Origin of the sequence: Phytobacter sp. SCO41 (genome assembly GCF_003073275.1) — a bacterium.
GTDB classification, from domain to species: domain Bacteria; phylum Pseudomonadota; class Gammaproteobacteria; order Enterobacterales; family Enterobacteriaceae; genus Phytobacter; species Phytobacter diazotrophicus.
The window spans coordinates 2,950,146-2,963,117 of record NZ_CP027225.1 but is presented as its reverse complement, the minus strand read 5'-3'; the positions used below and the strand labels follow the sequence as shown (position 1 = coordinate 2,963,117).

General features: G+C 51.1%; 15 protein-coding genes. 10 read left to right on the top strand and 5 right to left on the bottom strand.

Features of this window, described 5'->3' with window-relative positions; translation table 11 throughout:
* Positions 1–118 precede the first annotated feature (118 nt).
* From C5523_RS14345 to acnA, 4 genes are all read left to right on the top strand, one after another.
* A complete protein-coding gene (locus C5523_RS14345) occupies positions 119–280 on the top strand; it encodes a YmiA family putative membrane protein (protein ID WP_075203587.1) in 162 nt (53 codons plus the stop codon).
* A 1-nt stretch (position 281) separates the two neighbouring features.
* Positions 282–452: a hypothetical protein gene (locus tag C5523_RS27435; protein WP_165158723.1), complete on the top strand. Its 171-nt coding sequence runs from the start codon at positions 282–284 to the stop codon at positions 450–452.
* Between the two features lie 138 nt (positions 453–590).
* Entirely contained in the window at positions 591–689 is a 99-nt protein-coding gene (gene ymiC, locus C5523_RS27705; protein ID WP_334312449.1) for a small membrane protein YmiC, read from the top strand.
* A gap of 180 nt (positions 690–869) precedes the next feature.
* Positions 870–3,545 (top strand): aconitate hydratase AcnA, encoded by a 2,676-nt coding sequence (gene acnA / locus C5523_RS14340; protein ID WP_071194084.1) that lies wholly within the window; start codon positions 870–872, stop codon positions 3,543–3,545.
* 50 nt (positions 3,546–3,595) lie between these two features.
* Here the strand turns inward: acnA and ribA are convergent, their stop codons facing one another.
* On the bottom strand, positions 3,596–4,186 hold the full coding sequence (gene ribA, locus C5523_RS14335) for a GTP cyclohydrolase II (RefSeq protein WP_039076933.1): 591 nt from the start codon (positions 4,184–4,186) through the stop codon (positions 3,596–3,598).
* Positions 4,187–4,373: 187 nt separating this feature from the next.
* On the opposite strand from ribA, the gene pgpB reads away from it, so the two are divergent.
* From pgpB to yciH, 5 genes are all read left to right on the top strand, one after another.
* On the top strand, positions 4,374–5,138 hold the full coding sequence (pgpB, locus tag C5523_RS14330) for a phosphatidylglycerophosphatase B (RefSeq protein ID WP_071194085.1): 765 nt from the start codon (positions 4,374–4,376) through the stop codon (positions 5,136–5,138).
* A 141-nt stretch (positions 5,139–5,279) separates the two neighbouring features.
* Positions 5,280–5,588 (top strand): LapA family protein, encoded by a 309-nt coding sequence (locus C5523_RS14325; protein WP_039076935.1) that lies wholly within the window; start codon positions 5,280–5,282, stop codon positions 5,586–5,588.
* 6 nt (positions 5,589–5,594) lie between these two features.
* Positions 5,595–6,764 (top strand): lipopolysaccharide assembly protein LapB, encoded by a 1,170-nt coding sequence (gene lapB, locus C5523_RS14320; RefSeq protein WP_039076936.1) that lies wholly within the window; start codon positions 5,595–5,597, stop codon positions 6,762–6,764.
* Positions 6,765–6,951: 187 nt separating this feature from the next.
* Positions 6,952–7,689, top strand: coding sequence for an orotidine-5'-phosphate decarboxylase (gene pyrF / locus C5523_RS14315; RefSeq protein WP_071194087.1), 738 nt, complete (start codon positions 6,952–6,954; stop codon positions 7,687–7,689).
* Positions 7,689–8,015 (top strand): stress response translation initiation inhibitor YciH, encoded by a 327-nt coding sequence (gene yciH, locus C5523_RS14310; protein WP_108701377.1) that lies wholly within the window; start codon positions 7,689–7,691, stop codon positions 8,013–8,015. Before pyrF ends, yciH begins: the two co-directional genes overlap by 1 nt.
* A 112-nt stretch (positions 8,016–8,127) precedes the next feature.
* Here the strand turns inward: yciH and osmB are convergent, their stop codons facing one another.
* From osmB to C5523_RS14295, 3 genes are all read right to left on the bottom strand, one after another.
* Positions 8,128–8,346, bottom strand: a complete 219-nt coding sequence (osmB, locus tag C5523_RS14305) for an osmotically-inducible lipoprotein OsmB (RefSeq protein WP_039076988.1) — start codon at positions 8,344–8,346, stop codon at positions 8,128–8,130.
* Positions 8,347–8,604: 258 nt separating this feature from the next.
* A complete protein-coding gene (locus C5523_RS14300) occupies positions 8,605–9,363 on the bottom strand; it encodes a DNA-binding transcriptional regulator YciT (RefSeq protein WP_039076939.1) in 759 nt (252 codons plus the stop codon).
* An 89-nt stretch (positions 9,364–9,452) separates the two neighbouring features.
* Positions 9,453–9,635 (bottom strand): hypothetical protein, encoded by a 183-nt coding sequence (locus C5523_RS14295; RefSeq protein WP_039076940.1) that lies wholly within the window; start codon positions 9,633–9,635, stop codon positions 9,453–9,455.
* 194 nt (positions 9,636–9,829) lie between these two features.
* On the opposite strand from C5523_RS14295, the gene C5523_RS14290 reads away from it, so the two are divergent.
* On the top strand, positions 9,830–10,699 hold the full coding sequence (locus C5523_RS14290) for a crotonase/enoyl-CoA hydratase family protein (RefSeq protein WP_108701376.1): 870 nt from the start codon (positions 9,830–9,832) through the stop codon (positions 10,697–10,699).
* On the opposite strand, the gene pdeR is transcribed toward C5523_RS14290, so the two are convergent.
* Positions 10,696–12,687, bottom strand: coding sequence for a cyclic di-GMP phosphodiesterase (pdeR, locus tag C5523_RS14285; RefSeq protein WP_039076942.1), 1,992 nt, complete (start codon positions 12,685–12,687; stop codon positions 10,696–10,698). The genes C5523_RS14290 and pdeR overlap by 4 nt on opposite strands.
* Positions 12,688–12,972 lie beyond the last annotated feature (285 nt).

Sequence of the window (12,972 nt, the reverse complement as noted above, 5' to 3'; positions counted from 1 at the left end):
GCGGTCAAAAGATTAAATATTCTTTGAACAGGATGCGTAAATTCACTAGCTTTTCGACTAAAGTTTCTTTAGGATTTATCTCATCCATGATTAATTGTACCGATTGTTGGTGCCTAAAATGATAAGTGATGTCGATTGTACGAGGTTAGCAATGCCATCAGGAAGCGAAGAACCGCAAAGGGACCCGCAGCTCAAGCGTAAAGCGTGGCTGGCGGTATTTCTGGGTTCTGCCGTCTTTTGGGTCGTGGTAGCGTTAATTATCTGGAAATTCTGGGGTTAAAATGGCTGTGACAGGTCGCTCTGAGCCAGTGAAGCAAGTGTGTCATCCGCATGACAAACCGAAAGCAGCGAAACCGCAAGCTTCAACTACTGTTCCGGCGTCCTGGAAATTGACGCCTCAGCAGCAAGCGTTTATTGACATCTTCGCGGAAGACGAAGTGCCAAAACAATAATTGTTATCATTAGAATTAGCGAGGTAATTAACTCGTGATTCTGATGTGTACTTGTGTACTGTTAAATAAATACACCACAGCAATAATAAATTGCGTCTCAACGCAGCTTCTATGAATACATTCTTTGGTGTGTATATGATGAATAATCGCCGTTCTGTAAAATACTGGTCATGGATGAGCGCGTTTTCTTTTTCCCTGTTGTTTTGGGGAGAGCTCATCAGGATATGGTTATCCTAATCAATTGAAAAACCTCGCTCAGGCGAGGTTTTTTGCTTTACTCTCCAGCACTTGCCCGCCTGACCTCAAGATTTAGCCTTTTGAGTTGTTATAAAAACGTTACGACATGTTTGTGTTATCTTTAATACAGACCCTGATAAGCATCAGGGTTTCGCTATCCCTGTTATTAAGGAGGAGCTTATGTCGTCTACCCTACGCGAAGCCAGTAAGGACACGTTGCAGGCAGAGAATAAAACGTATCACTACTACAGCTTGCCGCTGGCCGCAAAGGAACTTGGGGATATTGCGCGTCTACCCAAGTCGCTAAAAGTATTACTCGAAAATCTCCTGCGCTGGCAGGATGACGATTCTGTCACAGAAGAAGATATCCGTGCCCTTGCGGGATGGCTGAAAACAGCCCATGCCGACCGTGAAATTGCTTACCGTCCCGCCCGCGTTTTGATGCAAGACTTTACCGGCGTCCCGGCGGTGGTCGACCTTGCCGCCATGCGTGAGGCGGTTAAACGTCTCGGTGGCGATACCGCTAAAGTGAATCCGCTTTCCCCCGTTGATCTCGTTATCGACCACTCCGTCACTGTCGATCATTTTGGTGATGATGACGCTTTCGAAGAGAACGTCCGCCTTGAAATGGAACGTAATCACGAGCGCTATGTTTTCCTGCGCTGGGGACAGCAGGCGTTCAGCCGTTTTAGCGTCGTACCGCCGGGAACCGGAATTTGCCACCAGGTCAATCTGGAATATCTGGGCAAAGCGGTATGGAGCGAATTACAGGACAAAGAGTGGGTGGCGTATCCGGACACCCTGGTGGGAACCGACTCGCATACCACGATGATCAACGGTCTCGGCGTGCTGGGGTGGGGTGTTGGGGGGATTGAAGCGGAAGCGGCTATGCTGGGCCAACCCGTCTCCATGCTGATTCCTGATGTGGTCGGATTCAAACTGAGCGGTAAATTACGCGAAGGGATCACCGCCACAGACCTCGTTTTGACCGTAACCCAGATGCTGCGCAAGCATGGCGTAGTGGGCAAATTCGTTGAGTTTTACGGTGATGGCCTGGACTCGCTTCCTCTGGCTGACCGGGCGACTATTGCCAATATGGCGCCGGAGTATGGCGCGACCTGCGGCTTTTTCCCGATTGATGGCGTAACGCTTGAGTACATGCGTCTTAGCGGGCGTAGCGAAGAGCAGGTTAGCCTCGTTGAGGCTTATGCCAAAGCGCAGGGGATGTGGCGTAACCCAGGCGACGAGCCCATCTTTACCAGCACGCTTGAACTGAACATGAATGATGTTGAAGCCAGCCTGGCCGGGCCGAAACGTCCCCAGGACCGTGTGGCCCTGGGAGATGTGCCTAAAGCTTTTGCTGCCAGTACTGAACTGGAACTCAATACTGCCCAGAAGGATCGTAAGCCAGTAGAGTACGTGTTCAAAGGTGAAAAACATGAGCTTCCTGACGGCGCGGTAGTGATCTCTGCGATTACCTCTTGCACTAACACGTCGAATCCAAGTGTCCTGATGGCTGCGGGGTTGCTGGCAAAAAACGCGGTCAAGGCCGGGTTAAAACGTCAGCCATGGGTGAAAGCCTCACTGGCGCCGGGCTCGAAAGTGGTTTCTGATTACCTCGCTCAGGCGAAACTAACGCCGTATCTCGATGAGTTGGGATTCAACCTCGTCGGGTACGGTTGTACTACCTGTATCGGTAACTCGGGGCCGCTGCCAGAACCTATCGAGCAGGCCATCAAGCAGGGGGATCTCACGGTTGGCGCGGTGCTCTCGGGCAACCGCAACTTCGAAGGGCGCATCCATCCTCTGGTGAAAACCAACTGGCTGGCATCACCGCCGCTGGTGGTCGCTTATGCGCTGGCGGGTAATATGAACATCAATCTGACCACGGATCCGCTGGGTCACGATCGTAAAGGCGATCCGGTCTATCTGAAAGATATCTGGCCATCCAGCCAGGATATCGCCCGCGCTGTCGAGCAAGTCTCCACCGATATGTTCCGTAAAGAATACGCAGAAGTTTTCGAAGGGACAGCGGAATGGAAGGCGATTCAGGTGGAAAGCTCGGACACCTACGACTGGCAGGGTGATTCAACTTATATTCGGCTGTCTCCGTTCTTTGAGGATATGGAAGCGAGTCCGAAACCGGTTGAGGATATTCACGGTGCGCGCATCCTGGCGATGCTCGGCGACTCCGTCACCACCGACCATATCTCACCGGCGGGTAGCATCAAAGCCGATAGCCCCGCAGGTCGTTATCTACAAAGCCACGGCGTCGAGCGGCGGGATTTCAACTCGTATGGCTCGCGTCGCGGTAACCATGAAGTCATGATGCGCGGCACATTTGCTAATATTCGCATTCGTAACGAAATGGTTCCCGGTGTGGAAGGGGGAATGACCCGTTATTTGCCGGGTGAAGAAGTGGTTGCTATCTATGATGCCGCGATGCGCTACCAGCAGCAGGGTACGCCGCTTGCGGTCATTGCCGGTAAAGAGTACGGTTCCGGCTCCAGCCGTGACTGGGCGGCGAAAGGGCCGCGCCTGTTGGGCGTGCGGGTGGTGATTGCGGAGTCTTTCGAACGTATCCACCGCTCAAACCTGATTGGGATGGGCATCTTACCGCTGGAGTTCCCGCAGGGCGCAACGCGTAAAACGCTGGGGCTGACCGGGGAAGAGAAACTGGATATCGCCGGGCTGAATCAGCTTACACCCGGTGCGACCATTCCGGTGACGTTAACCCGCCCTGACGGTACGCAAGAGGTGGTGAATTGTCGCTGCCGTATCGATACGTCCACAGAGCTGACCTACTACCAGAACGACGGCATTCTGCATTATGTGATCCGCAATATGCTGCATTAAACGTCCGCTATGCCGGGTGGCTGCGTGACAGTTACCCGGCATATTCAGTGTTATTCGCTCAGCAGATGACCCATCTTCGCGGCTTTGGTATCGAGATAGTGCGCATTTTTCGGGTTGCGCCCGACAATCAGCGGCACGCGTTCAACGATATTGATTCCGGCCTCGGTGAGGATCTCGACTTTGAGTGGGTTATTGGTCAACAGACGTACTTCATCCACACCCAGCAGTTTGAACATATCGGCGCACAGGGTGAAGTCGCGTTCGTCGGCGGCAAATCCTAACTGATGGTTTGCTTCCACGGTGTCGTAACCCTGATCCTGCAGCGCATAGGCGCGAATCTTGTTGAGCAGGCCAATATTACGACCTTCCTGGCGGTGGTACAGCAATACGCCCCGGCCTTCCTCGGCAATGTGCGTTAATGCCGCTTCGAGCTGAAAACCGCAATCGCAGCGCAAGCTGAACAGCGCGTCGCCCGTCAGGCATTCCGAATGGACTCGTGCCAGAACCGGTAACTGCCCGGAAATATCCCCAAAGACAAGTGCAACATGATCCTGCCCGGTTGCCAGTTCTTCAAAACCCACCATCAGGAAATCGCCCCATGGGGTTGGCAGTTTGGCTTCTGCCACGCGTTTAAGCTGCATGTGATTCTCCAGATTTATGCTGGCCGTCAGACGATTGGCCTTTTGTATAACGTCATTTTGCCACAATGCGCTTTACATCACTAACCACCTCCTGACGCATTGCTGTTAAAACGCACAAATCTGGCACTTTTCCCGAAAATGTTATTTATCAGTTATGATTGTGAAGTTACAGATCAAAGGAGAAGAGATGTTTTCTATTGCAAAGCGCACGACAGTCGGTGCGGGAATACTGTTAATTATGCCGGTTGTTGTATGGATATCAGGCTGGCGCTGGCAGCCTGGGGAAAGCAGTGGATGGCTGCGCGCAATGTACTGGATGACGGAGACCGTGACCCAACCCTGGGGCATTATCACCCATGTGATTCTCTGCGGCTGGTTTTTGTGGTGCCTGCGTTTTCGATTAAAAGCGGCACTCATGCTGTTTGCTATCCTGGGCTGTGCGATCCTTGCGGGCCAGGGGGTGAAATCCTGGGTGAAAGAACGGGTACAGGAACCCAGGCCATTTGTGGTCTGGCTTGAAAAAACACATAATATTCAATCCGATGAGTTTTACAGCCTGAAACGTAAAGCGCGAAGCCAACTCGTGGAAACACAGTTGATCAACCAGGCGGCTATTCCTGAGTTTTTACGCAAACACTGGCAAAACGAAACGGGGTTTGCCTTCCCCTCAGGCCATACCATGTTTGCTGCAAGTTGGGCGCTCCTTGGTGTCGGTTTGCTTTGGCCTCGTCGTCGTACCTGGACCCTTGTCGTGTTACTGCTGTGGGCTACAAGTGTCATGGGAAGCCGATTACTGCTGGGCATGCACTGGCCTCGCGATCTGGTTGTCGCGACACTCATCTCTTGGATGCTGGTGACAATCGCCACCTGGCTTGCGCAACGCCTGTGTGGACCGTTGACGCCACCCGTCGAAGAGAAGCAGGAAATCGCCGAAAGGGAGCAGGAAAGTTGAAATTCTGCATTTAGACCCTAAATCAGTATGAGGTGTCACGCATTTCCGTTTCCCGCCAGACGCTAAAATGGTAGTTTATAAGGCTGGATGCAATCAGTTGAACATAACTTATTCGCTCATAACCACATAACGGGAAGTAATGTGAAATATTTACTCATTTTCTTATTGGTGCTGGCGATTTTTGTCGTTTCGGTCACGCTTGGTGCACAAAACGATCAGCAGGTGACCTTCAATTATCTGCTCGCCCAGGGCGAATATCGCATCTCGACATTACTGGCCGTTCTTTTTGCTGCTGGTTTTGTCATTGGTTGGCTGATTTGTGGTCTGTTCTGGCTGCGCGTACGTGTTTCTCTGGCGCGTGCGGAGCGGAAAATTAAACGACTTGAGCATCAACTCGCGCCTGCTACCACGGCTGCTGTGAATCCCGGTACGCCGGTAGTAAAGGAATAATCGTATATGTTGGAGTTGTTGTTTCTGCTGTTACCTGTTGCGGCTGCATACGGCTGGTACATGGGGCGCAGAAATGCTCAACAAACTAAGCAGGACGAAGCAAACCGGCTATCGCGTGATTACGTAGCCGGTATGAACCTGCTTCTGAGCAACCAACAAGATAAGGCGGTGGACCTGTTCCTCGACATGCTCAAAGAGGATACCGGCACTGTCGAAGCCCATCTTACCCTCGGAAACCTGTTCCGCTCGCGCGGCGAAGTCGATCGCGCTATCCGCATTCACCAGACCCTGATGGAAAGCGCGTCGCTCTCTTATGACCAGCGATTGCTTGCCGTTCAGCAACTGGGCCGTGACTACATGGCCGCAGGGATGTATGACCGTGCGGAAGATATGTTCAATCAACTTGTTGATGAGACAGATTTTCGTATCAGCGCGCTCCAGCAGCTCTTGCAAATTTATCAGGCGACCAGCGACTGGCAGAAAGCCATTGATGTTGCGGAGCGGCTGGTTAAGCTTGGTAAAGATAAGCAGCGAGGCGAAATTGCCCATTTTTACTGTGAACTGGCGTTACAGCAAATGGGGAATGACGATATGGACAAGGCGATGGCCTTGCTGAAAAAAGGAGCGGCCGCCGACCGCGATAGCCCGCGCGTGTCGATCATGATGGGACGCGTGTTTATGGCAAAAGGGGAATACGCCAAAGCGGTAGAGAGCCTTCTGCGTGTCATCGACCAGGATAAAGAACTGGTCAGCGAAACGCTGGAAATGCTGCAGGTGTGTTATCAGCATCTGGGCAAACAGGACGAGTGGGCCGCGTTCCTCCAGCGCTGTGTCGAAGAGAACACCGGCGCAACAGCGGAATTGATGCTGGCGGAAATTATGGAAAACCGCGAAGGGCAGGATCCTGCGCAGATGTACGTCACGCGTCAATTGCAGCGCCACCCAACGATGCGTGTTTTCCATAAATTGATGGATTACCATCTGAACGAAGCGGAAGAAGGGCGCGCAAAAGAGAGTCTGATGGTACTGCGCGACATGGTAGGCGAACAAATTCGCAGCAAACCGCGCTATCGCTGCCATAAATGTGGTTTTACCGCCTTTACGATGTACTGGCATTGCCCGTCCTGCCGTGCCTGGTCGACCGTTAAGCCTATTCGCGGTCTCGACGGGCAGTAGTATTAAAAAAAAGCGCGCTTTAGTTACAACATACTAATGGTTTTTTTCACCCGTCAGATTTAGCACCGCAGTCTCATCGCCTGGCAGTGGGTGAATGGAGCCTGTCAATTCCGCTTTAGCACAGGTAGAATGCTCGCCGTTTATTATTCGCGCCTGAGCGGGTGCCCTCATCAAAGAAGGTCTCATCATGACGTCCACTGCTTCATCTATTTCCCGCGCGTTAACGTCTTCTCCGGTCGTGGTCGCGCTTGACTACGATAACCGTGATAAGGCTCTGGCCTTTGTTGACCGCATCGATCCCCGTGACTGCAGGCTGAAAGTCGGCAAAGAGATGTTCACGCTGTTTGGCCCGCAACTGGTTCGCGACCTGCAACAACGCGGTTTTGACGTGTTTCTGGACTTAAAATTTCATGACATTCCAAACACGGCAGCGCACGCGGTAAAAGCAGCGGCAGATTTAGGTGTGTGGATGGTGAACGTACATGCTTCTGGCGGTGCACGAATGATGACCGCCGCCAAAGAGGCGCTTCTCCCTTTCGGTAACGATGCGCCACTTCTTATTGCAGTAACGGTACTCACCAGTATGGAAGCCAGCGATCTGCAAGGATTAGGTATTACCGCTACCCCTGCTGAATACGCAGAACGTCTGGCGGGCCTGACGCAGCAATGCGGTCTGGACGGTGTCGTCTGCTCAGCGCAAGAAGCGGTGCGCTTTAAAGCGGCTTTTGGTCAACAATTCAAACTGGTGACGCCGGGTATTCGTCCGCAGGGCAGTGAGGTGGGCGATCAGCGTCGCATTATGACCCCGGAGCAGGCGCTGGCAGCCGGTGTAGATTATATGGTGATTGGTCGCCCGGTCACGCAGTCTGCTGATCCTGCTCAGACCCTGCGCGATATTAACGCATCTCTTGGCCTGGAGGCGTAATGAGCGATAACAATAGTCGTCTGGTCTATTCCACCGAAACCGGGCGAATTAATGAAGAAAAAGCGCCCTTTGAGCGCCCGAAAGGCGATGGCGTTGTGCGTATACAGCGTCAGACCAGTGGCCGTAAAGGGAAGGGGGTATGCCTGATCACCGGTGTTGAAGGTGATGACGCCGCGCTTGCAACCTTAGCCGCTGAGCTCAAAAAGAAATGTGGCTGCGGCGGCTCAGTAAAAGATGGCGTTATTGAAATTCAGGGCGATAAACGTGATTTGCTTAAATCGTTACTGGAAGCGAAAGGGATGAAAGTTAAACTGGCAGGCGGGTAAGATTTCTGCCTAAGAGAAAGGCCGCGATTTTCATCGCGGCCTTTTTAATACTGCTTATTCAGACCTGAAAGAAAGTATCTTTATTCTGTTTTAAATGCCGTGATGAAGCGAATTATTTACCAACCTGGTGACCGATAATACCACCAACCGCCGCGCCACCCAGTGTACCCAGCGTGCTACCATCGGTTAAGACAGCACCACCTAAAGCACCCGCGCCGGCACCGATTGCGGTATTACGATCGCGTTTAGACCAGTGACCGCAAGCACTCAGAGACATTGCCAGGGTTACAGCCAGCAGAGCGGCTGCCATTTTTTTGCTTGTTAACATCATCATACTTTCTCCTGAATAGTTGATTCACGGAAAGTGTTCTCTTTAAGTATAGTGCCTTTAGCCTGTACTAAAGACTTTCCGTAAAACCTTATGGCGCAGGTGTTACTAAATTCACGCGTGTGATAGTTACGTCCTGTTATATCGCTGAATATAATTTTACGTCCGAACATTTTTACCGGCAGGGTAAATAGTCTTAATTGGCGGGTCAGAATAGTCTCAGATATGAAGGAGATAGCCCGACTGAGCGGGCTGTTTCTATTAAAGCGAAGCGGCTGTGTTGACGATATCGACCAGAAGACCAGATTCCTGCAACTGGCGCTGAGCATCTGCGGGGATACCCGCATCGGTGATTACACGATTAAAGCAGTTGCCCACGCCCAACGTGTATGGATGCACCGCGCCAAATTTTGAGCTGTCGGTCAGGACAATGGCTTCGTTGCCTTTTTCCAGCACCGCGTTAACCACGTCAGAGCGCATCATATCTCTGCCGGTAAAACCGGTATCAGGCAACCAGCCATCAATACCAATAAATGCCTTGCTGAAATGCACTTGCTGAACGTATTGCCGGGTAAGGGGGCCGACGACGCTTTCACTCTTCTTCTGATAGATACCGCCCAGCAGAATAACGTCACACAGGGCATCTTTAAGGAGATGTGCGATATAGCTGCTAACGGTAATGATAGTGATGCCACGTTGCTCACCAAGACGACGGGCCAGCAGCGCGTTGCAGCTACCGTTTTCGATAAATACCGTTTCGCCGTCACTTACCAGCGATGCGGCGTAGTCAGCAAGCTCACGTTTTACGGTGTAGTTATTCATCATGCGCGTTTCGACGTCGTCGCTATCCAGCGGAACGGCAAAACCGTGCGTACGACGCAGGTAACTCTGTTTTTCAAGGGTATTGAGGTCCTGTCGGATGGTCACTTCGGAAACCCCTGTCATTTTTGACAGATCCGAAACGCTCATTCGCCCTTTATCGATTACCGTCTGCAGTATTAATTGTTGTCGGGAATTCATGTCCACTACTTTCAGAGTCGTTACGTCTATTAATAAAAAGCTATAACGGCGCCACCTTCCTGTGGTCCGCTAACGCGAGAGGGTATCAGTCAGACTTCCCAGGGTGTTTTAGGGGTGCCTGCAGGTGCGGATTTATCCGCGTTATCAAGGTGCTGTAATTCAGCCTTCAGAATTTCCAGGTTACGAATGGCGGATTGGTAATCGCCCGCAACCAGAATGTCCAGCACGGTATCGAGCCGTCCGGTCAGTTGCTTTACATCAATGTCGGCCATGTCTTCACCTTTATGTTTGAAAATTAACAAAATGAATGATGCAGAAAACAGTGTAAAAAGAGAAGGGGAAAAGCGAAATCTCAAAATATTATAAGTACCAATTATATATTCATTAAGTTACATACAGCTAAGGTTGCTGCTGGATTAGTCTTGCTCTGCGCACACTGCGCTTTTATTTCCGGAGGAGTAAGTCTATGACAGTTATCAACCAGGCTACGTGTAAACTTTTTACGGATAATGAACGTTTTACGCAACTTTCGGGCTACTACGAAGAAGAACGCCGCACTGTATGGATGATGTTGCGCGCTCAGCCTCGGCCCTGTTTTAACCATGTATTAATCGAAGAGATCATGAACATCTCCTGGCTTGTCCGGCAAGCGGGATTTGCCGTCGATTTTTGGGTAACGGGCTCGCTGGTACCCGGCATGTACAACGTGGGGGGCGATCTGAACTTCTTTGTTGAGTGCATTCAAAATGGCCGCCGGGAAGCACTGCGTGCCTATGCCCGTGCTTGCGTCGATTGCGTACATGCGGCGTCTCGCGGGTTCGATACTGGCGCGATTTCGCTGGCCATGGTCGAAGGCAGTGCATTAGGCGGCGGCTTTGAAGCGGCGCTGGCGCACCATTTTGTCCTGGCGCAACGCGATGCTCGCCTCGGATTTCCGGAAATTGCCTTTAACTTGTTCCCGGGCATGGGAGGTTATTCGCTGGTGGCCCGTCGCTCAGGGATGAAACTGGCGGAGGAATTGATCTACAAAGGCGAGTCTCATACTGCGGAGTGGTATGCGCACCAGGGTCTGGTGGATGAGCTTTTTGAGCCCGGACAAAGCTATCTGGCTGTACGTACGTTTATTGATACGCTGCAACCCCGGCTCAATGGTGTCCGCGCGATGTTGCGCGCGCGTCAGCGCGTAATGCAGCTTCCTCGCAGTGAGCTCATGGACATTACCGAAGACTGGGTTGATGCCGCCTTCTGCCTGCAACCGAAAGACGTGGCTTATATGGAACGTCTGGTGCAGTTGCAGAACCGGCATTCATCCACCAGTTTAAGTAAAGCAAGCTAGCCCTTTTTCCGCGCCTGATAGCGCTTATACCATCGCTCGAATACGGCAGCGGGCATGGGTTTAGCAAATAAAAATCCCTGCCGTTCGTTGACGCCGTTCTTGGTAAGGAAGGCGTCTTCTTTCGCATTTTCAACCCCTTCGGCAATCACCTGTAAATTCAGCGCCTGTGCGACCGCAACAATCGCCCGCACCAGTGACTGCGAAACAGACTGCTTATGGATATCCTTAACGAAGGATTGATCGAGTTTTATCGCATCTATAGGAAAACGCGCCAGTTGTGAAAGGGAAGAGTAACCGGTACCAAAGTCGTCGAGATGTACCTGAGAGCCCAAATCGCTGAACTGCTGAATCACCGACAGCGCAAGATCCGCATTTTCAATCAGACAACTTTCTGTCAGTTCAACGTCTATCGGGCAATATTCAAAATTCAGATCATGCAAAGCCTGTTTTAAATCGCTGAATATCGACTGGTCTGCTAACTGCCGTGCTGAGACGTTTACCGCCACACGCAAATTGATGCCCTTATCGCGCCACTTCGCAACCTGACGCACGACATCGAGCATAACCCAGCGCCCCAGGGGCACAATCAGCCCTGATTCTTCTGCATAGGCAATAAAATCCTGCGGCGGAATTAACCCACGTTCCGGCGACTGCCAGCGCACCAGGGCTTCCAGGCTGCGCACTTCACCACGCCAGGTGACTTTGGGCTGATAGTGAATCACCAGTTGGTCATTATCGAGTGCTTTACGCAGGTTAGTATCAAGCCATAAATACTCGAAAACCCGCTGATTCATCTCGGGAGTGAAAACACAGAATTTCCCACGTCCGTTTTCTTTTGCGATATACATCGCGGTATCGGCGTTACGAATAATGCTTTCGCGATCGTTACCATGCTGTGGGGCAAGGGAAATCCCCAACGAACAACCGGTGTAAATCTCGATTAGGCCAATCCGGAATGGCTGGCGCAGACGGGTGATAATACGCGAAGCCATCGCCTCCAGCGCGCTTTGCGACGAATCTGTCGCCAGGACAATAAACTCATCACCTCCCAGGCGCGCCAGAGTCTGGCCTTCGTCCAGACAGCTTAAAATCGCCAGGGCCACGGCCTGTAAAAGTTGGTCGCCGAACATATGGCCATAGGCATCGTTTACTTTTTTGAAATTATCCAGGTCCAGGTAAACGATACCAATTTGCGTGTCGCCACGATTATCAATCGCGTTGCTGATTAACTCATGAATAGCATTACGATTGGGCAACCCGGTAATGGTGTCGGTATTCGCTAAAACCCGTAAACGCTCTTGTGCCCGACGTTCTTCGGTAATATCGGTGCCAGAACAAATAAGGAAGATTTCGTTTTTTCCGCTGCCGCTGTGTACGAATTTATTGCGAAATAAGAACAGACGTTGCCCCTTTCGCGTTTTAATCCAGCGTTCGACTTCGTAAGAAGCGCCGTTACGGAAAAATTCAGAGATATTGCGTTTAGAGGCTTCGGCTTCGTTATGGCTCATAAAGAGTTTAAAAACGTTTTGCCCTATAACCTCTTGCTCTTTTAAACCCGTATATTCTTCACAAAGTCGATTAAAGCGCTGGATATTGCCATGGCGATCGAGGATGACGATTACGGAATTGGCTTCGGAAACAACCTGTTCGGCAAAGGAGAGCCCTTGAACCAGATCCCGTGCCACGGATGACGTGTCATTCCACGCTGACGCGGTTCCGGCCCACTCGGTTTTATTGATTTTGCGGCCAACTAAATGAACGGGAACATTATCGCCAAATAAAGATATATGCATAGTCAGGCTGGAAGTAATAACGGTCATTTGTCGTAGCTGTGTTGCCTGCTCATCATTAAGTGTCACCACCTGACTTGACTCAGAGTCTTCATCAGGAGCGAAATGTAATGCGTTGCTGTCAGCGGTCAATCGCCAGAATGGGCTGCTGGAACCCAGGTAACGAAACAGTAGATTCTGTTCCTGATCGTCTCTCATGCTGTCTCCCAACCCACCAAAAAGCGCAACGGTTACTCATCTAATGACGGATTAACCCCCTTTTATTAAGGGGTAATCAGGGATGAAGGTATTGTTTTTATTTACAATCTTATAATAAAACGAGTTCCGTACAAAAGAACATCAGATGCGAAAAAATGGATAAAACGCCGCAAAAATGTGCAAAGTTATTTTATTGTGGTCGCTTTTAATGCTTTTTGTGAGGATTTGAAAAAAAATGAGGGTGGTATCGCTTTCACAAAGAAATTTTTGCTCCCTCTGAATGAA